Source organism: Streptomyces longispororuber, from assembly GCF_024448165.1.
GTDB lineage: Bacteria > Actinomycetota > Actinomycetes > Streptomycetales > Streptomycetaceae > Streptomyces > Streptomyces longispororuber_A.
Genome location: NZ_JAMOLN010000029.1, coordinates 1 through 21,278, shown reverse-complemented (window position 1 = coordinate 21,278; position 21,278 = coordinate 1). Strand labels below are relative to the sequence as shown.

At 71.6% G+C, this 21,278-nt stretch carries 21 protein-coding genes; 13 read left to right on the top strand and 8 right to left on the bottom strand.

All coding sequences use genetic code 11. The features are described from left to right. The first annotated feature begins 54 nt into the window (after positions 1 to 54). The 3 genes from M4J07_RS11255 (at position 55) to M4J07_RS11245 (ending at position 2,996) form a co-directional block, all read left to right on the top strand. Positions 55 to 1,287 carry an NAD(P)/FAD-dependent oxidoreductase gene (locus M4J07_RS11255; protein WP_255970556.1) on the top strand — a complete coding sequence of 411 codons (1,233 nt, stop codon included), beginning with the start codon at positions 55 to 57 and terminating at the stop codon, positions 1,285 to 1,287. A 225-nt stretch (positions 1,288 to 1,512) separates the two neighbouring features. Further along, positions 1,513 to 2,262 (top strand): SDR family oxidoreductase, encoded by a 750-nt coding sequence (locus M4J07_RS11250; RefSeq protein ID WP_255970554.1) that lies wholly within the window; start codon positions 1,513 to 1,515, stop codon positions 2,260 to 2,262. 137 nt (positions 2,263 to 2,399) lie between these two features. Then, positions 2,400 to 2,996: a YceI family protein gene (locus tag M4J07_RS11245; RefSeq protein ID WP_255970552.1), complete on the top strand. Its 597-nt coding sequence runs from the start codon at positions 2,400 to 2,402 to the stop codon at positions 2,994 to 2,996. 198 nt (positions 2,997 to 3,194) lie between these two features. On the opposite strand, the gene M4J07_RS11240 is transcribed toward M4J07_RS11245, so the two are convergent. Continuing rightward, positions 3,195 to 3,464, bottom strand: coding sequence for a WhiB family transcriptional regulator (locus M4J07_RS11240; protein WP_255970550.1), 270 nt, complete (start codon positions 3,462 to 3,464; stop codon positions 3,195 to 3,197). Between the two features lie 484 nt (positions 3,465 to 3,948). Here M4J07_RS11240 and M4J07_RS11235 point away from each other — a divergent pair, with 484 nt between their 5' ends. The 3 genes from M4J07_RS11235 (at position 3,949) to M4J07_RS11225 (ending at position 5,987) form a co-directional block, all read left to right on the top strand. Beyond that, complete coding sequence (locus M4J07_RS11235) at positions 3,949 to 4,845, top strand: RNA polymerase subunit sigma (RefSeq protein ID WP_255970548.1); 897 nt, start codon at positions 3,949 to 3,951, stop codon at positions 4,843 to 4,845. A 119-nt stretch (positions 4,846 to 4,964) separates the two neighbouring features. Beyond that, entirely contained in the window at positions 4,965 to 5,399 is a 435-nt protein-coding gene (locus M4J07_RS11230) for a cupin domain-containing protein (RefSeq protein WP_255970546.1), read from the top strand. Between the two features lie 177 nt (positions 5,400 to 5,576). Next, positions 5,577 to 5,987 carry a hypothetical protein gene (locus M4J07_RS11225; RefSeq protein WP_255970544.1) on the top strand — a complete coding sequence of 137 codons (411 nt, stop codon included), beginning with the start codon at positions 5,577 to 5,579 and terminating at the stop codon, positions 5,985 to 5,987. Positions 5,988 to 6,086: 99 nt separating this feature from the next. On the opposite strand, the gene M4J07_RS11220 is transcribed toward M4J07_RS11225, so the two are convergent. After that, a complete protein-coding gene (locus M4J07_RS11220; protein ID WP_255970542.1) occupies positions 6,087 to 7,181 on the bottom strand; it encodes a helix-turn-helix transcriptional regulator in 1,095 nt (364 codons plus the stop codon). A gap of 133 nt (positions 7,182 to 7,314) precedes the next feature. Between M4J07_RS11220 and M4J07_RS48495 the strand changes: the two genes are divergently transcribed. After that, a complete protein-coding gene (locus tag M4J07_RS48495; protein WP_374215023.1) occupies positions 7,315 to 7,866 on the top strand; it encodes a cupin domain-containing protein in 552 nt (183 codons plus the stop codon). Here M4J07_RS48495 and M4J07_RS11215 read toward each other — a convergent pair. From M4J07_RS11215 to M4J07_RS11205, 3 genes are all read right to left on the bottom strand, one after another. Then, positions 7,752 to 8,303 (bottom strand): MarR family winged helix-turn-helix transcriptional regulator, encoded by a 552-nt coding sequence (locus tag M4J07_RS11215; RefSeq protein WP_255970540.1) that lies wholly within the window; start codon positions 8,301 to 8,303, stop codon positions 7,752 to 7,754. The two genes, M4J07_RS48495 and M4J07_RS11215, sit on opposite strands and share 115 nt — an antisense overlap. Next, positions 8,300 to 9,649: an NAD(P)/FAD-dependent oxidoreductase gene (locus tag M4J07_RS11210; RefSeq protein WP_255970538.1), complete on the bottom strand. Its 1,350-nt coding sequence runs from the start codon at positions 9,647 to 9,649 to the stop codon at positions 8,300 to 8,302. Before M4J07_RS11210 ends, M4J07_RS11215 begins: the two co-directional genes overlap by 4 nt. 65 nt (positions 9,650 to 9,714) lie before the next feature. Beyond that, positions 9,715 to 10,452 (bottom strand): SDR family NAD(P)-dependent oxidoreductase, encoded by a 738-nt coding sequence (locus M4J07_RS11205; RefSeq protein WP_255970536.1) that lies wholly within the window; start codon positions 10,450 to 10,452, stop codon positions 9,715 to 9,717. Positions 10,453 to 10,628: 176 nt separating this feature from the next. Between M4J07_RS11205 and M4J07_RS11200 the strand changes: the two genes are divergently transcribed. Then, entirely contained in the window at positions 10,629 to 11,258 is a 630-nt protein-coding gene (locus tag M4J07_RS11200; protein ID WP_255970533.1) for a TetR/AcrR family transcriptional regulator, read from the top strand. A 6-nt stretch (positions 11,259 to 11,264) separates the two neighbouring features. Here the strand turns inward: M4J07_RS11200 and M4J07_RS11195 are convergent, their stop codons facing one another. Continuing rightward, positions 11,265 to 12,035: a methyltransferase domain-containing protein gene (locus M4J07_RS11195; protein WP_255970531.1), complete on the bottom strand. Its 771-nt coding sequence runs from the start codon at positions 12,033 to 12,035 to the stop codon at positions 11,265 to 11,267. 28 nt (positions 12,036 to 12,063) lie between these two features. Between M4J07_RS11195 and M4J07_RS11190 the strand changes: the two genes are divergently transcribed. Further along, positions 12,064 to 12,537 (top strand): MerR family transcriptional regulator, encoded by a 474-nt coding sequence (locus M4J07_RS11190; RefSeq protein WP_255970529.1) that lies wholly within the window; start codon positions 12,064 to 12,066, stop codon positions 12,535 to 12,537. Positions 12,538 to 12,644: 107 nt separating this feature from the next. Here the strand turns inward: M4J07_RS11190 and M4J07_RS11185 are convergent, their stop codons facing one another. Next, on the bottom strand, positions 12,645 to 13,892 hold the full coding sequence (locus M4J07_RS11185) for a hypothetical protein (protein ID WP_255970527.1): 1,248 nt from the start codon (positions 13,890 to 13,892) through the stop codon (positions 12,645 to 12,647). A gap of 171 nt (positions 13,893 to 14,063) precedes the next feature. Then, the gene (locus M4J07_RS11180) at positions 14,064 to 14,900 is read right to left on the bottom strand and encodes an alpha/beta fold hydrolase (protein WP_255970525.1); all 837 of its coding nucleotides are present in this window, start codon (positions 14,898 to 14,900) and stop codon (positions 14,064 to 14,066) included. A 200-nt stretch (positions 14,901 to 15,100) separates the two neighbouring features. On the opposite strand from M4J07_RS11180, the gene M4J07_RS11175 reads away from it, so the two are divergent. The 4 genes from M4J07_RS11175 (at position 15,101) to M4J07_RS11160 (ending at position 21,123) form a co-directional block, all read left to right on the top strand. Continuing rightward, positions 15,101 to 17,827: a helix-turn-helix transcriptional regulator gene (locus tag M4J07_RS11175; RefSeq protein ID WP_255970523.1), complete on the top strand. Its 2,727-nt coding sequence runs from the start codon at positions 15,101 to 15,103 to the stop codon at positions 17,825 to 17,827. Between the two features lie 118 nt (positions 17,828 to 17,945). Then, entirely contained in the window at positions 17,946 to 18,659 is a 714-nt protein-coding gene (locus M4J07_RS11170; protein ID WP_255970521.1) for an alpha/beta fold hydrolase, read from the top strand. Positions 18,660 to 18,719: 60 nt separating this feature from the next. Further along, positions 18,720 to 19,991 carry an ABC transporter substrate-binding protein gene (locus tag M4J07_RS11165; protein ID WP_255970519.1) on the top strand — a complete coding sequence of 424 codons (1,272 nt, stop codon included), beginning with the start codon at positions 18,720 to 18,722 and terminating at the stop codon, positions 19,989 to 19,991. A 139-nt stretch (positions 19,992 to 20,130) separates the two neighbouring features. Beyond that, the gene (locus tag M4J07_RS11160) at positions 20,131 to 21,123 is read left to right on the top strand and encodes a helix-turn-helix domain-containing protein (protein WP_255970517.1); all 993 of its coding nucleotides are present in this window, start codon (positions 20,131 to 20,133) and stop codon (positions 21,121 to 21,123) included. Positions 21,124 to 21,278: the final 155 nt, after the last annotated feature.

Sequence of the window (21,278 nt, the reverse complement as noted above, 5' to 3'; positions counted from 1 at the left end):
AGTGAGTCACGCACCCCTGGCTCGTACTACGTGACACCGGAAACGAGGATCGCCATGTCTCGTGTGAATCCCTTTGTGATCGTCGGCGGCGGCCTGGCCGCGGGCACGGCCGTGGAGAGCCTGCGCGAGCGCGGCTACGACGGCCCGCTGGTCGTCGTCGGCGACGAGCCGGAGCGGCCGTACATCAGGCCCCCGCTGTCCAAGGGCTATCTGCTCGGCAAGGAGGACCGCGAATCGATCTACGTCCACCCCGAGAACTGGTACGCCGAGCACGACGTGGACCTGCTGCTCGGCACGACCGTGCGGGCCCTCGACCCGAAGGCGGCCGAGGTCGAGGTGGACGGCGGGCGGCGGATCGCGTACGCCGGGCTGCTGCTGGCCACCGGTTCGTCCCCGCGCCGCCTGTCGGTGCCCGGGGCCGACTTCGACAACGTGCTGTACCTGCGCCGGGTCGGCGACAGCGAACGGCTGAAGGCCGCCTTCACCGAAGGGGCGCGGATCGTGGTGATCGGCGGCGGCTGGATCGGTCTGGAGACCGCGGCCGCCGCCCGCACGGCCGGGGCCGACGTGACCGTCCTCGAACACTCCGAGCTGCCGCTGCTGAAGGTCCTGGGACGGGAGGCCGCCCAGGTCTTCGCCGGGCTCCACCAGGAGCACGGTGTGCGCCTGCACCCGCACGCGGAGATCGAGCGCATCACCGGGAGCGGCGGACGCGCGGACGGGGTGCTCCTCGCCGACGGCACGCGGCTGCCCGCGGACGCCGTGGTCGTGGGCGTCGGCATCACGCCGAACGTACGGCTGGCGCAGGACGCGGGTCTGGAGGTGCGCAACGGCATCGTCACCGACGAACGGCTGCGGACCTCGCTGCCCGGCATCCACGCGGCGGGCGACGTCGCCAACGCGTTCCACCCGCGCCTCGGCAGGCACCTGCGCGTCGAGCACTGGGCCAACGCCCTGCACCAGCCCCGTACGGCGGCGGCGAGCATGCTGGGCCAGGACGAGGTGTACGACCGGCTGCCGTACTTCTACACGGACCAGTACGACCTCGGCATGGAGTACACCGGCCACACCGAACCGGGCGGCTACGACCGCGTGGTCGTCCGGGGCTCCACCGACGAGCGCCGCTTCCTCGCCTTCTGGATGTCGGGCGGCCGCGTCCTGGCCGGCATGAGCGTCAACGTGTGGGACGTCATCGACTCGATCCGTGCGCTGGTCGAGTCGGGTGCCGAGCTCGACGACGCCGCCCTCGCCGACCCCGACGTGCCGCTGGCCGACCTGCTGCCGTGACGCCCCTGCCCCTTTCCCTTCCCGCCACATTCCGTCTGTTTCGCGCGGCGCTCACCCATGCCCGTTTCCTGACCGGATTCGGCGGACGGATCCGAGAATCTTCCGAGATTCTTCCGGGGCACCTGTCACAAACCCTCTGACAATCCGGTCTCTACCTAGTGCAGAACGACATCACTAACCGACATCACTAACCGACATCACGAATCTTCCGAGAGGATTTACATCATGAAGGTCGTCGTCATCGGCGGTACCGGGCTCATCGGCTCGAAGCTGGTCGGCAAGCTCAACGAGCACGGCCACGAGGCCGTGCCGGCGGCGCCGAACACCGGCGTCAACACACTGACGGGCGAGGGCCTCGCCGAGGTGCTCCAGGGCGCCCAGGTCGTCGTCGACGTCTCCAACTCCCCCTCGTTCGCGGACGACGACGTGATGGAGTTCTTCCGCACCTCGACGACCAACCTGCTCAAGGCGGAGGCCGACGCCGGCGTCACGCACCACGTCGCCCTGTCCGTCGTGGGCACGGAGCGCCTTCAGGGGTCCGGTTACTTCCGTGCCAAGCAGGCGCAGGAGGAGCTGATCAAGGCGTCGGGGATCCCCTACTCCATCGTGCACGCCACGCAGTTCTTCGAGTTCATGAAGGGCATCGCCGCCGAGGCCACCGACGGCGACACCGTGCGTCTCGCCCCGGTCAAGATCCGCCCCGTGTACTCGGACGACGTGGCCGCCACCGTGGGCAGGACGGCCGTCGGCACGCCCGTCAAGGGCGTGGTCGAGGTGACCGGTCCCGAGACCTTCCAGCTGGACGAACTGATCCGCAAGGGCCTCGCCGCGAAGAACGACCCGCGCACCGTGGTGACCGACCCGCACGCCACCTACTTCGGTGTCGAGCTCGAGGAGACCACGCTGCTCCCCGGTCCGGACGCGCACGTCGGCGACACCCGGTTCGCCGACTGGATCGCCCAGCAGCAGGCGTGAGCATTCCGGGGCGGCCCCGTGCACGGGGCCGCCCCGGCGCCTTTTCCCTTTCTGTATAGCGGCATCGCTGCATCGCTGCATTTCCACCGATCCACATATCCGTACGTCCGTACGTCCGCACGAGGAAGAGGCTCGCCATGCCCGAAACCAGCCACAAGACCTCGGCTCCCGGAATCAGTCCGTACGAGCAGCTGACCGGCTCGTACACCATTGACCCGGTCCACAGCACACTCGGTTTCTCCGTCCGGCACGCCATGATTTCCAATGTGCGCGGAAAATTCGACGCCTTCGAGGGACTCCTCAAGATCGACGGTTCCCGGCCCGCTCTGTCGGAGGCGCACGTGAGTGTGCAGACCGAGAGCCTCGACACGGGCATCAAGGACCGCGACGCCCATCTCAAGGGTCCCGACTTCTTCGACTCGTCGAACTTCCCCGTGATGGCCTTCCGTTCCACCCGCATCGCCCAGGCGGGCGACGACCGGTTCCGGCTGCTCGGGAACCTGCGGATCAAGGACATCGAGCTGCCGCTCACCCTCGACATCGAGTACGGCGGCGCCGCCCTCGACGCCTCGGGCCGGCACCGGATCGGCTTCGAGGGGCGGGCCACGCTCCGGCGCTCCGACTGGGGGCTGAGCTGGAACGCGGCGCTGGAGACGGGCGGGGTCCTCGTCAGCGACAAGGTGACGCTGATCCTCGACATCTCCGCGGTCCAGGTCGACCGGACCGAGGCCTGACCCCACGAGCGCCGGCGCCGGCGTCGGGGTCGGCGCCGAGTCCGGCCCCCTGCCTGGCTTCTGAGTGCCCGTCAGGGGCCGCCGCCCGCCAGACGTATCCCCCAGGTCCCGCCCGATCGGCTCGATCGGGCGGGACCTGGGCGTTCTCGGGAGGCCCGGCAGGCAGGCGGCGTCGCTGCCGGGGCCGCGCGGCGACGGTCAGGCGGCCGTGCCGCCCGACCGTCGCTGGTCACGTGCCATCCGCCGGCGCATGGAGCGGCGTTCGGCCTCCGTCGTTCCACCCCAGACCCCCTCCACGGAACCGGCGTTCAGCGCCCACGTCAGGCACTGCTGCGACACGGGGCATCTGCCGCACACGGCCTTCGCCTCGTCGATCTGCACGAGTGTCGCGAAGGTGCTGCTGTTGCCGATGGGAAAGAAGAGGTCGGGGTCCATACCTCGGCACGTGGCCGAATCACGCCAGTCCATGAGCTTCCTCCTACGCGGAAAAGGGGCGAAAGGTGGGTGGGATCTGCGGGCTGCGACGCGCAGGACGTGCCCGGGGCCGCTGCGGACACGTGGCCCCGGATCGCCCGGGGCCGCATCACACGGTGTGTTCCGCCGGTGCGGTGCATGCACTTGTCAGCCACGTCACGGTCTCTGGTAAGGGAGACCGAACGGTCGGCCGTGGTGTGACAGCGCGGGCGGCCGCCGGGAACGGCTCCGGGCCCCGAACTCCCGCGCCTGCCCGGCCGGATGTCACAGGACCCGGGCCTGTCCGGTCTCGTCTGTCGAGCAGTCGAAGTAGTCGAGCGATCGGACAGGGAGAAGACGTGGTGCGCGGGACCGCAGCCCGGCCTGCCGCATCGCCTTCCTCCGTCGCGAAGAACGGAGCGCCTGCCCACGCGCCTGCCGAGCGCCGGGGCCACTCAGCAGGTGGCGGTGGCGTGCCGCGGGAGAAGGAGGTAGGGGCATGGAGTTCGCCGACGAGGCGCTGCCGATCGGGGAGTTGGTCGACGAGCGTCGGCATCTGTTCGACGTGGCCTTCTGGATGCTGGGCAGCGCCGGCGAGGCCGGCACCGTGGCGGACGAGGCGTACCAGCAGTGGTACGCGCTCGACCGGTCGGAGCGGGAGGGCATCGACGAGCCTCGTGCGTGGCTGTCCCGGGCGGTGGGCGGGATCTGTCTGGAGCGTCTTGCGCGGCCCGGGCGGCGCCGTCGCGGCGGCCCGGACGCCGCTCCGGCCGACGACGGCGGGGAGCGGCGGCGGATGCTGGAGCGGGAGGTGAGCGAGGTGCTGCTGGGCGCGCTGGACACGCTCTCCCCGGCCGAGCGGGCCGCGTTCGTCCTCAACGACGTGTTCGGCATGGCGCCGCGCACGGTCGCCGACATCGTCGGTCAGTCCGAGCCGGAGTGTTCGGAACTGGCGGAACGGGCCCGGAGGAGCCTGCGCGCCCGGCGGGGCCGGCCCACTTCACCGCAGGAACAGGACGCCGCGGCGCACGCGGTGCGCGAGGCGTGCGCGACGCAGGACGCGGACCGGCTGCTGGGGCTGCTCGCGTCGGACGTGACGGCGTTCTTCGACGGCGGGGGCAAGGTACGGGCCCAGGTCCGGCCCGTGCACGGCGCGGACCCGGTGGCCAGGAGCCTGCTGACGCTGCTGGTCCCGCGGGCGCGCACGACGGTCGACTCGCACTCGGTCAACGGCCGGACCGGTCTCGTCGTGCGGTACGACCGGCGGGTCGCCGCGGTCATCAGTCTCGACATCGCCGACCGCCGCGTCGTCCAGGTCTGGGTCGTCGTCAATCCCGACAAGCTCCTCCCCTGGAACCGGGGGGCGCCCGGCCGACCGCGCGGGGTCACCCCATGACAGAACATCACACCTTTTGTCGAACCATGCAACACTGTTCCACCATGTTTGTTCGCGGTGCCCGAACTCCGGCTCACCGCAGCCCACTTGTTCCCTCTTTCCTCCCTGAAGGGATCGTCATGCGCACACTGTCACGTCTGGGCGCGACCGGCGCCGCGCTCGCCACTCTCGCCCTCCCCGCCACCGCGGCCCACGCGACCCCGGGCGGCCCCGGCGTCACCGCGAAGATCATCGCCCGCACCACCGTCGGCGACCAGGACTACATCCTGCGCGAGATCACCATTCCCCCTGGCCAGGGCACCGGTTGGCACTACCACGACGGCACCCTGTACGGCTTCGTCAAGCAGGGCACGCTGAGCCACTTCGGCTCCGACTGCGCCTCGGACGGCGTGTACCCGAAGGGCAGTTCCCTCACGGAGCCGTCGGGCGCCGACCACGTGCACATCGGCGTGAACCGCGGCACCACCGACATCGTTCTGGACGTTCTCTACGTCCTGCCGCACGGCGCACCGTTCGCACAGGACGCCCCCAACCCCGGTTGCGACTTCGAGTGATGCTTCGAGTGACATTTCGAGTGATGTGAGACCGATCCGATCACACCACTGTCCAAAGGGGCTCCCCCAGATGATGTGAAGTGGTATGTGTGAGGAGCCGGACGACAGCCGGACGACCCTGCGGGGCGAGCCGAGCGCGGACGCGACCACATGGGTTGAGGACGAGAGGAACACAGAGTGTCTGTCACCCACGCGGCACATCACATCGAGGTCACCGCAGAGAGCCTCCAGGAGGACCTGGCCCGCCTGGAGGTCCAGAAGCACGCCCTGGAGAGGGAGCTCGCCGCGGTCGTCGCCCACCTCGGCTCCGTCCAGCGGGCCCTCGGCGCCCTTCAGGTGGTGGTCGAGACGGTGGCGCCGGAGTCCGACGAGGAGAGCGGCCACAAGAAGTACGGCAAGCTCACCGAGCAGATCCTGGACTACTTCACCGAGGTGGGCGGCGGCGACGTGCGCGCACGCGACGTCGCCGCCGCGCTCGGCCGGGCCACGGACAACGGCAGCATCAACGCCGTGCGCAGCACGCTCGACCGGCTGGTCGCCACGTCCCGCGTCCGCCGGGCCGGCCGCGGCCTCTACCGCGCCGCGTAACCGCCCTCACAGCGGGTGTTCCCCCTGCGGTCCCGGACCGCAGGGGGAACCTGCGTCAGCAAGGAGTGCGAGTCCGGTGGGGCAGCCGAGCCGGCGACGTCAGTACGGTTCGGAGAGGAGGATCCCCACCAGGTCCCGCCGGCTGCGCACCCCGGTCTTCGCGAACACACTCTTGAGGTGCTGCTGCACCGTGTGGGGCGTCACGGAGAGGCCGGTGGCGATCTGGGCGGTGGACCTGCCGCGCAGGATGAGACGGACCACGTCCCGTTCCCTGTCCGTCAGTTCGTAGGCCGAGAGCAGCAGCGGCAGCATCCGTCCCGGTGACGCCTGCTCGATGATGACGGCGATTCCGTCCCCGCTGCCCGGCCCCGGCACGTGCGTCCCGTACAGGGCGAGCCTGCCGCCGTCCGCGGCGACGACGCGGGCGAAGGGGGCCCGTGCCGCGTATCCGCCCCGGTCCACGGCACGCAGCGTCGCCGCCGCCACCGCGACGACTGCCACCGGCAGCCCGGCCGCGCCGTGGTCGTGGCCGGGAAGCCGCCGCAGCCGGCGCTCGGTGCCGGGCGACGCCGAGCGCACCGTGAAGTCCCGGTCGAGGAGCACAAGGCCCGGACCGCCCTCATCCGGACCGTGGTTCACGGCCCGCGCCGCCCCCGACCCCGCCCCTGGTGCGCTCGGCAGGAGCATGCGCCGGACGGCGTGCGCCACGACCGGTGCGATGCGGCGGAGCACGGCGTGCGCGTCGGCGTCGAACGGTGGCCGGCCCGCCTCGCGGTAGAGCGACAGCGCACCCCACGTCTCGTCGGGCCCCGTGCGCAGGCTCACCCTCAGTTCCTGGTCGCTGCCGACCTCCAGGCTCCGCCGCCAGCGGGTGCTGGCCCGTACGTCTCCGCCGGTCGCCTCGTGGATGCCGCCCATTCCGGTCGCGGTGCGGCAGAGGTCGGCGATGCGGTTCACGTCGTCGCCGTAGTGCTCGTGGATCATCAACTCCTCGAGCAACTCCTCGGGCACGTCGGCCCTGCCCCGCCGGAAGTGGCTGGTGACCAGCAGGGAGGCGGGGTCGACCGTGTACCAGCAGGTGTCCCACACGTCGGGAACGACGGCGCACAGGGCGTCGGTCACCTCGCTCCACAAAGAGACGAGGTCCTTGCTGCGTTCGGCTGCGTCGCCGACCTGCCGGGCGACCCATCTCATCGCCGAGTCTTTCACGGCCCCACCCTATGGCCGGCAGGAAATCGGGTACCAGATTTCTGGAATACCCGCACCGCGGACCGATGTCTAAGTTGTTCTTCGCCCGTTGTTCGACGGTGGACGCCGAGGGGAATTCATGTTTGAGCTGACTCCGCAGACCCTGGCCCGTGCGCTGGGTCGCAAGGACGCTCCCGCGCTGCGGGTCCTGCCCGGTGTGGAGAGCCGCCTCCTCATGCACGGCAGCGCCACCGCGGGCCGGTTCTCCCTGGTACAACACCTGCTGGCGCCGGGGGCGTTGGGGATGCCGGTGCACCGCAGGTCGCGCGAGGACGTGTACGCGTACGTGGTGAGCGGCGAGGTCGCGGCACTGTCGGACGAGGAATCGCCCGACGCCCCGGCGGAACGGCAGTTCTGCCACGAGCGCGGACAATGGCATGCGTTCTGGAACGGCGGGACCCGTCCCGCCTCCGTACTGGAAGTCATCGCCCCCGCCGGATTCGAGAAATTCTACGAGGACTGTGCGGAGATATCCGGGCCGGTCGATGAGATCGCTTTGTCCGCAGTGGCTTCCGCTTACGGTGCGGAGTTCGACTGGTCGGCCACCTCCGCGGTCGCCCGGACCAACGCCCTGTCGTTCCCCGTCCCACCGTCCGCCCCTTCCTCCGGATCCTGCGGATCCTGCAGATAGGAGAGCAGTCTCCGGTCCGCGCCCTCCGCGGCGAGGATCCTGACAGTGTGCCGGACGGCCTCCTCGGCGAGCGGGGTCCCGCGGCGCAGCGCCTCGCGGGCCACGGGAGTGAGGTGCACGTCGACACTGCGCCGGTCGTGGGCCGCGGTGGCGGTGGTGAGGAGACCGCGGCCCTGCAGACGGGTCACCAGCCGGCTCGTGGCCGACTGGCTCAGCCCGATCCCGGCGGCCAGGTCGTGGAGATAGAGCCATCCCGCCGCGGTGGCCGCGCCCTCCTGCAGCACCGTCAGCGCCTGGAACTCCCGCAGGCTCAGCCCCAGGTCCGCGTGGAGCCGCCGGTCCACCGAGCCCTCGATCCTGCGGTGGAGACGGTCCAGGGCGCGCCACCGTGCGCTCAGTGCCGAGCCCTCGCCGGTCGTCGCTCCCGGCGGCTTCACGGGGTCGGTACGTCCTCGGCCCGCTCGCGCGGGCGCGGGTTCCCGTGGGACACGAAGGCCTCACGCGGCCGCTGCACCGAGGCCAGCGAGACGACGTCCCGGCCGAAGAGGGCGGCGGTGGTCCAGACGGCGAGCACCCGGACCTTACGTTCCCACGTCGGGACCGCGAGCACGTGGTAGCCGCGGTGCATCAGCCAGGCGGGGAACCCCTTGATGACCAGACGCCGGTACTGGAAGATGCCGCGCCCCAGGCCCAGTGTCGCCACCACGCCCAGGCTGTGGTGCACGTAGTCCTTGGGGGCCCGCCCGCGCAGGGTCGCCAGGATGTTCTTCGCCAGCCGCTTGCCCTGCCGCACCGCGTGCTGGGCGTTCGGCACCGTGTGCGCTCCGGGCCGGTGCACCGCCAGGTCGGGTACGGAGGCGTCGTCGCCCGCCGCCCATACGTCGGCGACCACCTCGGTCTCCGTGCCGACGCGGAGGTCGGCGCGCACGGTCAGCAGACCGCGTTCGTCGACGGGCAGGTCCGTGTGGTTGTGCACGACGGGGTTCGACGCGTTGCCCGCGCTCCACACGAGCAGTCCCGTCTCGAACTCCTCGCCACTCGACAGCACGATGTGCCCCTGGAGCGCGGACACGAGCTGGGTGTTCAGGTGCACCCGTGCACCCCGCTTCTCCAGCGCGCCGACCACCCACGCGCCGGGCCGGTCGCCGACCTCCGGCAGGATCCGGCCGCGCGCCTCGACCAGGTGGAACCGGAGCTCATTTGGAGCGAGTTCGGGATAGTGGCCGAGGAGTGCGGTGGCCAGGGAGAGCAGTTCACCGAACCCCTCCACCCCGGAGAAGCCCCCGCCTACGAAGGTGACGGTGAGGAGCTTGCGGCGTTCGGGTCCCGGCGGCAGCGATGCCGCCCGGTCGAAGGAGGTGAGCAGCCGGTCGCGGATGGCGACGGCCTCCTCCACGTGCTTGATTCCGATCGCCTCCTCACCGACCCCGGGTATCGGGAAGGTGCGGGTGACGGCTCCCGCCGTCACCACCAGGATGTCGTAGGTGAGGTGGTGGTCGGGGCCGCTGAGCGGGCGGACGGTGACGGTGCGTTCGGCGTGGCGGATGTCCGTCACCGTGCCGGAGACCAGCCGGGTGCGGTGCAGGTGCCGGCGCAGTGACACCGCCGCGTGCCGCGCCTCGATCGATCCGGCCACCACCTCCGGCAGGAACGGCTGGTACGTCATGTAGGGCCGCGGGTCGACGACGGCGACCCGCGCCTCCCCGCGCCGCAGCTTCTTCTCCAGGCCCCACGCGGTGTAGAACCCCGCGTAACCGCCGCCCACGATCAGGATCTCCCGCACGCTGTCCTCAGTTCTCTCGGCTTCACCCCTCAAGACAGCGTCGGAACAGCAGTTGTGACACCGGCTCAGCGGGACTGGTCGGTCGGCCGGATCAGGATCTCGTTGACGGCCACGTGCTCGGGCTGGGTGACCGCGTAGACGACCGCGGCCGCGATGTCCTCGGGCTGCAGCGTGCGCATCGACTCGGCCATGCTCTTGGCCGCGGCCTGGATGGCCGGGTCCGTGATGTGGCTGGCGAGCTCGGTCGAGACGAACCCGGGCTCGATGAGGACGACGCGCACGCCCAGTTCGGTGACCTCCTGGCGCAGCGCCTCGGCGAAGGCGTTGATGCCGAACTTGGTGGCCGCGTAGACGGCGCTCGTGGCGGAGGCCGTGCGCCCCGAGGTCGAGGAGACCTGCACCACCGCACCCTTGGACGCGAGCAGATGCGGCAGCGCCGCGTGGACCATGTACATCGAGCCGAGCAGGTTGGTCTCGACCATCCGCGTCCACTCGGTGGTGTCCGCTCCGAGGATCGGGCTGCTGAGCATGACGCCCGCGTTGTTCACGAGGATGTCGAGGGTGCCGAAGCGCTCGACGGTCGCCGCCACCGCGGCGTTCACCGCGTCGCGGTCGGTGACGTCCAGTTCGAGCGCGAGCATCTCGCCCGGCGCGTCCTGTGTCAGGGCGTCCAGGCGGTCGGCCCGGCGGGCCGCCACCGCGACCCGCGCGCCGGCCTTCGACAAGGCGAGCGCGGTGGCCAGTCCGATGCCCGACGAAGCGCCGGTGACGAGGACGGCCTTTCCTTCAAGGGTGCTGCTCACGTCTTCCCTCCCGGGGAGTTCATGGTGCGGGTCGCCGACCGTCCGCCCCACTGACGCAGGGGTACGGCCGGCGACTCCAGCGAAGATGACCGCTGGGTCACATTGAGCGTAACACCTAACCTGACCGGTGGGTCACGTTGTGCTACGGTGCACATCAGCAAGGAGGCGAGGCACGCATGGCGACAACGACAGGCACCACCGGCCCGAGGGCGGACATGGTGCGCAATCGACGCCTCCTGCTCGACGCCGCGACCGCGGCCTTCGCCGAGCAGGGCCTCGACGCGTCGATGGGTGACATCGCCCAGCGCGCGGGCCTCGCCAAGGGCACCGTGTTCCGGCACTTCCCCACCAAGGAAGACCTGCTGTCCGCGATCATGCTGCGGCTCCTCGACCGGCTCGCCGGATCAGCGGTGCGACTCCTCGAAGCCGACGACGCGGCGGCGGCGCTGCGGGAGTTCATGGCCGACGGCGTCGAGACGCTCGCCGCCGACCGCGCCTTCTGCGAGGTGATCGGCCGCCCTTCGCTGCAGCAGGCCGAGGTACGGGACGCGATCGCGGACCTCTGCGTCGCGGTCGAGGCGCTCACCGCGCGGGCCCGCGACCTGAAGGTGATCCGCGGCGACGTCACGGGGACGGACATCGTGCTGCTGCTGGGCGGCATCCACCAGACGGCGGCCCCCCTCCTCGCCACCCAGCCGCAGGCCTGGCGCCGCTACCTCGAACTGGCCCTGGACGCGCTGCGCACGCCCCACCCCACCCCGCTCCCGGAGGAGCCGCCGGGGCGGCCGGAGGTGTCGGCGGGCTGAGGCCCGTCAGGCGGTGGCGGCGGCCACGAAGAACGGGACGGCGATGAGGAGGCGGCCGGTCTCGGCGCGCCGGCGCTGCTCGGCGAGCCACGCGTCGGCCCGCTCCCGCTCGACGGCACCGCTCCTACAGGCGGGCTCGGCGAGCCGGGTGAGCAGCGACACCATCGCAGGATCGGTGAACACGCTGGTGTGCGCCTCGACGGTGACGTCGTGGAAGCCGCCGTCCAGGAGCAGGTTGCGGTACTGACGGCCGGCCCGGGGTGCGCCCAGGAGGTCGGCGCGGGCGTGCACGATCGCGCGGGTGAGCGCCGCGTCGTCCGAGTCGACCATGAGGGCGTCCCAGTCCTGCCCGACCAGGACGATCCTGCCGCCCGGGCACAGGACGCGCCGGGCTTCCGCCACCGCCCGCCCCGGCTCCCGCAGTACGTGGAGCACCTTGTCGGCGCGGTAGCCCTCCACGCTCACGTCGGCGAACGGCAGTTGCTCCGCCCCCGCCTCCCGGAACTCGGACGCCTGCCACCGCTCCCGGGCCGCGGCCAGCATCCACGCGTCGGGGTCCACGCCCACCGCGTGGACCCCGCGTTCGGTGAGCTCGGCGACGGCGCGTCCGGCACCGCAGCCGACGTCCACGACCGTCGAACCGGGGACGGGAGACAGCAGTTCGTAGGACCGTGCCCGCAGCAGACGGGCGTCCGGCAGCTGGTCCGCCGCGTCGAGGACGGCCAGCAGGGCTGCGGTGTCGCGGTGCGTTTCCGTATCTTCCTGTTCCTTGGACATGCACCTCAGCCTGCGACTTAATGTCGACATGAAGTCAAGCGGCGACAACGGAGACCACAGGGACGACGACGGCGCCACCACGATGAGCATCGGCGCCCTCGCATCCCGGTTCGGCCTCGCCACCCACGTCCTGCGGCACTGGGAGTCGATGGGCCTGCTGCACCCCGGACGGGACACGGCCGGACGCCGCCGCTACACCGGGACCGACCTCACCCGCGTGGCGACGATCCTCGTGTTCAAGGAGGCCGGCCTCGGCCTGGACACCATCAGGGCCCTCTCCACCACCGCGGCGGACCGCACCACCCGCCACGGGATCCTGCGCACCGAGGCCGACGAGCTCCGCTCGAGAATCGCCGCGGCCCAGACGTCGTTGGCACTCATCGAAGGCGGCCTGACCTGCACGCACGAGGACGTCACCGAGTGCCCCAACTACCGGCGCCTCATCGCCGAGCGGATCGGCGCACCCACGTCTCCGTCGGAGGAACCATCGGAGGAACCGTAGGATGCGCCGGTGAATCGGTTCGACGAGCTTCACGATGTTCGCCGAGGGCCTCACCTCGGCCGCGACCGTCGGGGCCGATCGACCCGACTGACCCCACTGCCGGGCCCCTAGGGAAGCCGGCTCACCACGGGATTCCCCCGGAGATTCGCATCACCGCACGGCCACGGCCCCTCGGCAAGAGGCCCCGACGGACCGCGAAACACGAGGACTTCACCGCCCACGGACACGACGACGCGGCCGCCCTCCAGCAGCAGGGTGCGGCCGAGGACGTTCCGGCCTTCGTCGTCCTCCCTCGCGAACAGCTCGTGTGCGTCCAGGTTCGCGTCGACGGCGATGAGCTTGCCGTCGCGCCAGAACACGGCGGTGCCCTCACGGTCCATCGCGGGACAGGACGTGGAGTAGCCCGTCAGTGCGGGCCCGTCCACGAGCGAGCCGTCCGGCGCCAGCCGCCGGAACCGTGACCGCGACGGCAGACGGTTCTCCAGCTCGGGGCCGCAGACGGTACCCCCGTCGTCGACGAGCAGGGCACCGTGGCTGGCCCACCTGACAGTGACGTCGCCCTCGCGGTCGTAGCGGCCCGTGGTGAACTCCCCGTATCCCTGGGACCCGATCAGGAACTCACCAGGTCCTGCTATCGCCTTCCGGCCCGAGGGCGCCGGGGAGGTGACGGAGACGACCGCTCCATCGGCGAGGTCGAGGAAGAAGGTCCGCCCGATCCCGCCCCGAGCGTCGACGTAACCGGCCGCCACCCTGTCGCCCGAGACGAGCAGCGGCTCCCAGTGGTCGACGTCCACCTCTTCCGGCACCCAGGGCTGCAGAGGACGCACCTCCCAGCCGGTCCGTGCGCTCATCCCCTGCACTCCCGGATGGGAAAGGGCTCCCATCACGATCGGCGTGGACCACAGGCAGGCCCCTTCCCACGTGTAGCGAGCAACACGCGGACGGGAAGCGGCAGTTCGCCCATCCTCCGAGGTCCGCAGGATGCCGGAGGCGCCGGCCCAGGCGACGAGGAACCCGTCGTCGAGCAGGACGAACGCGCCGATCTCCTCGCCGGGCTCGCATTCGGGCACGACGGTCCGGTGCGCGGTCCCGTCGGCCCCGATGCCCTCCAGGGCCCGGCCGCTCCCCTGCAGGACAGCGAGCCACAAGGTGCCGTCCTCGGACAGCCGGGACCGCGGCCGCCCGGTCCCGGCGAAGGTCCGCTCCCACGCCACCTCGCCCGCCCCGTCCACCAACGTCACGACCGTCTCCAGCGGGCTCGCCCCATAGCTGGTGACATACAGCGGCCCGGCCGCGTCCTGCGCGGCCACCGACCAGACCTGGCCCGGCATGGTGATACGAGACGAGAGAGTCATGGGTCGGGATCCTTCCACCACTGGCCAGGGCTTGGCCGACGGCCCGCCCTTCGGAGCGGCTTCCACCGGAAGCGCGGCGGATCGCCGCGTCGAGGCGGGTGAGGGCGGGGGCGGTGCGGTCCTCTCCGGGTCCTTTCCGTGCCGCCCAACCGGGCGGCACGGAAAGGTCGTTCACTTCGCCAGGAAGGCGAGCAGCGCCGCGTTGACCTCCTCCGCGTGCGTCCACAGCAGACCGTGCGGGGCGTTCTCGATCTCCACGTAGTCGGCGGCCGGGAGCGCCTTGTGGAAGGCGCGGGCCGTGCCCTCGACCGGCAGGATGCGGTCCGCGGTGCCGTGCACGATCAGGGCCGGCACGTCGATCGCCGGGATGTCGCCCCGGAAGTCGGTGTACCAGGTGGACGGCGCGGCCGCCGCCGCGAACCAGCCGCCGCCTGCCGCGACGTCCCAGCTGTGACGCACGGCCTCCTCGCTGATGCGCGAGCCGAGGTTCTCGTCGAGGTTGTAGAAGTCCTGGTAGAAGGCGGTGTAGTAGGCGTAGCGGTCGGCCTTGACCGCGGCGACGACACCGTCGAAGAACTCCTTCGGGGCGACGCCGTCGGGGTTGTCGTCGGACTTGAGCAGGCAGGGTTCGAGGGACGCCAGGAAGGCGACCTTGGCGACCCTGTCCGTGCCGTACGTCGACACGTAGCGGGCGACCTCGCCGCTGCCCATCGAGAAGCCGACCAGGACGGCGTCCCGCACGTCGAGTGTCTCCAGGACCACGTTCAGGTCGGCGGCGAAGGTGTCGTAGTCGTAGCCGGTCGTCGGCTGGCTCGACCGCCCGAAGCCACGGCGGTCGTACGTGATCACGCGGTAGCCGGCGTCGAGGAGTGCCGCGCTCTGCCGCTCCCAGGAGTGGCCGTCGAGCGGGAATCCGTGGATGAGCACCACGGCCTGGCCGGTCCCGTGGTCCTCGTAGTAGAGGTCGATCGGGGTGGAGTTCTCCTGGCCCACAGTGAGGTACGACATGGTCTGTTTCCTGCTCCTTCGTCGCGATCGGCGGTGCAAGGAGGAGGCTAGGAACCGGGCGGGTGCACGGATTGCCCACGCGTGCCTCTCTAGTTGTCCATGAGCGCCCTGACCGGGGCAGATCACGATTCATGCGCACGCATGGACCAGTTACAGTGCACTGAGGGTCAAATCGGCGGCGAGCGCAAACGGGAACAAGCATGGGAGAAGCGGACGGATCCCTGTCCCGTAGCGGTCTGCGCGGCCGTGAGGCCGAGCTCGCTCTGCTCGACGATCTGATCCGCTCCGTGGCCCGCGACGGCAGCGGCCGTCTGGCCCTGCTGCGGGGCGAGCCGGGCATCGGCAAGACCACCCTGCTCACGGAGACCGTCGCCCGGGCGGAGGCGGCCGGATTCTCCGTCGGCGTCGGCCGGGCCGACGAACTGCACCGCATGGTGCCGCTCTCCTCGCTGGCCGCCTGCGTTCTGCACGGCGACCGGCCCCTGCTGTCCCGCGAAGCCTTCGCGGATCTGGCCCACCGACCCGACCAGGGCATCTGGCTGGTGGAACGGCTGGCCGAAGCGATCGAGAACCGGGCCGTCCGGATGCCCGTACTGATCAGCCTGGACGACGCGCAGTGGGCCGACCCGCTCAGCCGGTTCGCGCTGCAGCAGCTGCCGGCCCGGCTCCGGACCTCGCCCGTGCTGTGGCTGCTGACCGCACGCCCTGACGCCTCGGGACCGGCCGAGGGCGTCGCCGCGGCCGCGGAGGCCCAACTGCCCACCGTCACCGTCCCTTTGGGCCCGCTCTCCGCTTCGGCCGTCACCCAGCTCGCCGGGGACACCCTCGGGTCGTCCATCGGCCGACGCGTGCGGGACCTGCTCGACGGCGCGGGCGGCAACCCGTTCCTGGCCGTCGAGATGCTCGCCGGGCTGCCTGCCGTCGGAGACGGCGACGTACCGTCCGGTCTCGTCGTCGGTGTGCGCGGCAGGCTTGGCTCGCTGCACCCGGACACCCTGCGCTTCCTGCAGATGGGCTCGGTCCTCGGGCGCACGTTCGCCTTCCGCGACGCCGCCACGCTGTGCGGCCGGCCGGTCGCGTCCCTGCTCACGGCCCTCGACGAAGCCGTCCGCACCGGGCTCCTGGACGACGACGGCGAGCAACTCGTCTTCCGCCACGACCTGCTGCGGCAGGCCGTCTACGCCGACATCCCCCGGTCGGCCCGGACGGCGCTGCACCGCGAGGCCGCGCGCATCATGGTGGCCGCCGAGCGCCGGCCGATCGACGCGGTGCCGCACATCCTCAAGGGAGCCACGACCGGCGACGAGGAGGCCGTGGCGCTGCTGCGGCGCGCCGCCGACGACATCGTGCCCGTCACGCCCGGTCCTGCCGCCGACCTGATGACACACGCCCTGGATCTGGTGCCGGTGGCCCGTCCGCTCCGCTTCACCGTGGGCGAGTCGGCCATCCGGTACCTGACACAGGCGGGCCGGAACCGGGAAGCGCTGGCGACGGGCGACCGGCTCCTCGCGGAGCGGCCCCCGCTGGAGGAGTTCGGCCGGCTCCAGGCGGCGCTGGGCGGGACGTTGTGGGCCATGGACCTCGCCAGTGAGCTGCGCCGCAGGACTGAGGCGGCACTCACCGTGCTCGGCGCCTCCTCCGAGATCTCGGCACGGCTCGCCGCACACCATGCGCTGTCCCTCTCCCGCGAACAGGACCTGGACGCGGCCCGCGAGGCCGGCGAGGCCGCGCTGCGGGCCGCCACCGCCGCCGGCGACCGTGAGGCGCATCTCCTCGCCCTGTCCTCGCTGGGCGAGATCGCCCAGAACGCCGGGGACAGCGCTGCCGCCCTCGACCGTTTCACGGCGCTGAGCACACTCGATCCCGCCTTCCTGCCCGAGGCGATCGTCGCGCACCTGCACCGCGACGACTTCGGATCCGGCGAGCGCCTGCTCCTGCGGGCGTCCGACGCCACGGTGATCCGCCAGGCGATGCTGGAGTGGGCCCGCAGCCAGCACGATCTGGGGCTCGGGCGGCTCGACGACGCGGAGGCAGCCCTCGTGACCATGGAGCGTCTGGAGAACGAGGTGCGGGTCTCCGTCCAGCAGGTGAACGGGCGTGTGCTGCGCTCCCGGATCGCCCTGATGCGCGGGGAGAACGAGACGGCCCGGCAGCACTTGGCCGCGGCGCAGGCGGGCCTCGCGGCCAAGCCGAATCCCGGCAACACCGCCGCCGTGCGGTTCCTGGAGGCCCTGCACGCCGAGGCCGACGGCGACATCGACCGGGCCGTCGACCGCATCCGGGACGTCCAGCGGGCGAACCCGTTCCTGCGCTGGCGGCTGCTGCGCAACGGGGTCGCGGCAGCGGTGCGCACCGCACTGCGCGGCGGAGCGCACGAGCTGGCGGAGGACCTGGCGGCGCAGGCCGAGGCGCACGCGGACCGCAACCCGGCCGTGCCCACCGCGGCCGGCCTCGCCGTCCAGGCCCGCGCCCTCGTGACCGGTGACCCGGTCCTGCTCGAACACGCCGCGAAGCTCCTCGACAGCGGCCCCCGCCCCCTGCTCCGGGCGGCCGCGCACGCCGATCTGGGCCATGCGCTGCTGGCAGCCGGCGAGAAGGACCGGGCGTCGGCCGCACTGACCCTGGCCCGCGACCTGTTCTCCGCGTGCGGCGCCCACGGCGAGGCGGCGCACGCCAGACGCGCCCTGGGCAGCCGCCGCGCGGTAGCCGCCCCGCGCCCCGTCCAGGGCTGGGCGGCGCTGACCGCCTCCGAGAAGAAGATCGCCCGCCTGGTCGCCCAGGGACACACCAACCGGTCGGCCGCCGACCTGCTCGTCCTCTCCCCGCACACGGTCAACACCCATCTGACCGCTGTGTTCCGCAAGCTGTCGGTCAATTCCCGGGTCCAGCTCGCCAATCTGGTCACGGCCCTGCCGGACGCCGACTGAACGCGGCCGACCGGGCAGACAGGTTGGTACGTTCACGCGATGTACCGCCGTGCCCGAGGCATTTGGCTGGTCGTTCCCACCACGCTCGTCACCGTCGACGTCCGGAGGTCACCCGGGCATGTATCCCCACCGTTCCACGCCGCCGACCGCCGTCCTGGTGCACGGCGCGTTCGCGGACACCTCGATCTGGGCCGGGGTCGGCCACCTGCTGCACTCCGCCGGAGTGACCGTGCGCACCCCGGCCGTCCCCCTGCGCGGACTGGCGCAGGACGCCGCTCACGTCCGTGCGGTGGTCCGGGACATCGACGGCCCGGTCGTCCTCGTCGGCCACGACTACAGCGGCGCGGTCATCAGCCAGGCCTCGGTCGGCACCGATCACGTCGTCGCCCTCTGCTACGTCGCCGGGTTCGGCCTCGACGACGGCGAGTGCGTCCTGGACGTCATGGACCGGTTCGCGCCGGCCCCCGTGGCCGCGGCCGGCTTCACCGCCGCCGCCCCGGCCTTCGGCGAACTCCGGCTGAACGACGAGGAGTTCGCCCGGCTCTACGCCGCGGGCCTGCCGCCCGAACAGGTGGCGGCGCTGTCCGCGGCGCAGCGCCCGATCGCCCGCGCCGCACTGGCCGACCGGTCGGGCCCGCCGGCCTGGGCGGCGCAGCCCTGCTGGTACGCCGTCACGAGCGCCGACCGCATCGTCCATCCCACGGCCCAGCGCTTCATGGCCCAGCGCATGGCGGCCACCGAGCACCTCGTGGACGCCTCGCACGCCGTCGCCCGGTCACACCCCTCGGCCGTGGCCACGATGATCCAGGAAGCTGCAGGTCAGAGGGAATGACACGGCATAATCTGCAGCGCAGAACCCCCTTGCCGCACCTCTGAACGGAAGCCTCCGGACGTGGCCACCAACAGTCCTCCAGTACGCCGCGCAGGCCGTCGTCGGACCCGACGCCCGGGCCCACTCGCCGCACGGCTGGCCGCCGCCACGACAGCGCTGGTCCTGGCCGCCGTCGGATGCTCCGGCGAGCCGGCCGGCAAGGCCACCTCCCTCACCGTGCTCGACTACTACACGGACGCGTCCGAGCACCGGCAGTGGGGCGACCTGCTGGCCGCCTGCGGCCGGGATGCGGACGTCGAGGTCGAGCAGACGAGCGTCCCGCCGGCCGATCTCGTCCCCCGCATCCTGCGGCAGGCGTCGGCGCGCACCCTGCCGGACCTGCTGATGATCGACAACGCCGACCTCCAACAGATCGCGCAGAGCGGGGCCCTGACGCCGCTGGAGCAGTACGACGTCGACACCCGTGGCTTCGCCGACGGCATCCTGTCGGCGGGCACGTACGACGGGAAGGTGTACGGGCTCGCCCCCTACGTCAGCACGCTCGCGCTCTTCTACAACAAGAAGATGCTCGCCGAGGCCGGCGTCCCCGTCCCGCGGACCTGGGACGAGGTGCGGACGGCCGCCGCCCGCCTGACCGACGGCGACCGCTACGGCATGGCCGTCGACGCGAATCCCACGTTCGAGAGCGCCTGGCAGTTCCTGCCCTTCCTGTGGTCCAACGGCGGCGACGAACGGCAGCTGGACAGCCCGCAGGCCGCCCAGGCCCTGCGGCTCTGGACCGATCTGGTGCGCAGCGGGTCCATGTCGAAGTCGGTCCTGAACTGGACGCAGGCCGACGTCCACGATCAGTTCGCCGCCGGCCGCACGGCCATGATGATCAATGGACCGTGGCGCATCCCCGCGCTCGACGAGGACCCGGACCTGGAGTGGGGTGTCGCACCCGTCCCCGTGCCGCGGGCCGGACAGACTCCCGTCACCCCGCTCGGCGGCGAGGTCTGGACCGTGCCGCGCAGCGGCTCCGCGGAACGGCAGAAGAAGGCCGCCCAGGTCCTCACCTGCATCAACAGCCCCTCGAACCAGCTCAAGCTGGCCGGACAGCACCACACCGTGCCCTCGCGCACCGCGGTCGCCGCCCAGTACGCCGAGCAGAATCCGGCCATGTCCGTGTTCGTGCGGAACGTCGGCGGCGCACGCGTCCGCACCGCCGAACTCGGCGTCCGCTGGCCCCGGGCCGCGACCGGCATCTACACCGCGATCCAGTCCGCGCTGACCGGGCGGCAGACCCCGGAGCAGGCCCTCCGGCAGGCGCAGCGCACCGCGACCACCGACTGATCTGACGGGGCCCGGGGCGGTGACGCGCCGATCTAGCGGGTTCACGCGATGCGCCGCGCCCGGCCCGCTGACACCGTGGTGCCCCAGGCTCACGAGTCGAAAGGCAGTCACCATGGCGCCGGATCCTCAGGAAGGGAACGTGGACAGTGTCGCCCTCGGCAGTTACGACACCGTCGCTTCCCTGCCTGCCTCGCACAGGCGCGCGTACTGGCGCGACGCGCTGTCCCGCACCTTCGGGGCCGTGCACATCTCCGTTCCCGAGGAAGTGCGGCACGGCACGATCCGTGCGACGCCGCTCAACCGGTTGCGGGCCGTGACCGTGACCGGCGACTGCCAGGACGCCTTGCGCACCCTCCGTCAGGCCCGCCAGGACGGCCAGGACGAGTACGTGGTCGTGAAGCTGCTGGACCAGGGCGTCGCCCGTCTCGAACAGGATGGCCGCGAGGCGGTTCTGCGGCCGGGAGACATAGCCGTCTACGACCTCGCGCGCCCGGTCAGACTGCACCTGCCCCAGTCCTTCCGCACCAAGTCGCTGGCGCTTCCGCGGCACGCCCTGGGCCTGAGCGATTCCGACATCGCGCAGATCACCGCCCGGCCGCTGGCCGCCGACTCCCCGCTCGCGGGCCTGATCTCGCCGTTCCTGTCCGGCTTCGTGGACGGCGCCGGCACCTATCCGTCGCGCGTCGGCGAGCTGATGGCCCGTAACGTCGTCGACCTGCTCGGTGTCCTGACCGACGAGGTGCTCGGCAACACGGCCACGGAATCGGCCGGCGGGAACAGGGCCCTGCTCCTGCGCATCAAGGCCTACATCGACGAGCGCCTCGCGGACCCCGATCTGAGCCCGCAGTCCATCGCCGCGGACCATCACATCTCCCTGCGCTACCTGCACAAACTGTTCGAGAGCGAGGACGCGACGGTCGGCCGCTGGATCCAGCGCCGCCGGCTGGAGGAGTGCCGGCGCGCCCTCACCGTCCACCGGCACGCCACGATCGCGGCGATCGCGAGCCGCTGGGGATTCACCAGTGCCGCCCATTTCAGCCGGGTGTTCCGGGCCGCGTACGGGATCTCGCCCCGCGAGTGGCGCGGGGCCCAGGAGTTGACGATCCCGCCGGCCCGTCTGGTCGACGCCTGACGCTCGGGCACCGTGATGCACCCCCAGGTCAGAACCGGTGCGCGCACAGACAATGTCACCCTTTCCCGCCCACCTACGGTACTTCCGACAGTTCCGCGGCACGCCGCGCCGTAGGCCCCCGGGGTCCTGCTGAACAGCACTGAACCGAACGGCAC

Coding starts and splice junctions, on each gene's coding strand:
- M4J07_RS11235 (WP_255970548.1), top strand. CDS start 3,949: ATGGAGTTCGCCGACGAGGCGCTGCCGATCGGGGAGTTGGTCGACGAG.
- M4J07_RS11200 (WP_255970533.1), top strand. CDS start 10,629: ATGGCGACAACGACAGGCACCACCGGCCCGAGGGCGGACATGGTGCGC.
- M4J07_RS11255 (WP_255970556.1), top strand. CDS start 55: ATGTCTCGTGTGAATCCCTTTGTGATCGTCGGCGGCGGCCTGGCCGCG.
- M4J07_RS11250 (WP_255970554.1), top strand. CDS start 1,513: ATGAAGGTCGTCGTCATCGGCGGTACCGGGCTCATCGGCTCGAAGCTG.
- M4J07_RS11195 (WP_255970531.1), bottom strand. CDS start 12,035: ATGTCCAAGGAACAGGAAGATACGGAAACGCACCGCGACACCGCAGCC.
- M4J07_RS11185 (WP_255970527.1), bottom strand. CDS start 13,892: ATGACTCTCTCGTCTCGTATCACCATGCCGGGCCAGGTCTGGTCGGTG.
- M4J07_RS11220 (WP_255970542.1), bottom strand. CDS start 7,181: ATGAGATGGGTCGCCCGGCAGGTCGGCGACGCAGCCGAACGCAGCAAG.
- M4J07_RS11240 (WP_255970550.1), bottom strand. CDS start 3,464: ATGGACTGGCGTGATTCGGCCACGTGCCGAGGTATGGACCCCGACCTC.
- M4J07_RS11175 (WP_255970523.1), top strand. CDS start 15,101: ATGGGAGAAGCGGACGGATCCCTGTCCCGTAGCGGTCTGCGCGGCCGT.
- M4J07_RS11245 (WP_255970552.1), top strand. CDS start 2,400: ATGCCCGAAACCAGCCACAAGACCTCGGCTCCCGGAATCAGTCCGTAC.
- M4J07_RS11180 (WP_255970525.1), bottom strand. CDS start 14,900: ATGTCGTACCTCACTGTGGGCCAGGAGAACTCCACCCCGATCGACCTC.
- M4J07_RS11170 (WP_255970521.1), top strand. CDS start 17,946: ATGTATCCCCACCGTTCCACGCCGCCGACCGCCGTCCTGGTGCACGGC.
- M4J07_RS11190 (WP_255970529.1), top strand. CDS start 12,064: ATGAAGTCAAGCGGCGACAACGGAGACCACAGGGACGACGACGGCGCC.
- M4J07_RS48495 (WP_374215023.1), top strand. CDS start 7,315: ATGTTTGAGCTGACTCCGCAGACCCTGGCCCGTGCGCTGGGTCGCAAG.
- M4J07_RS11230 (WP_255970546.1), top strand. CDS start 4,965: ATGCGCACACTGTCACGTCTGGGCGCGACCGGCGCCGCGCTCGCCACT.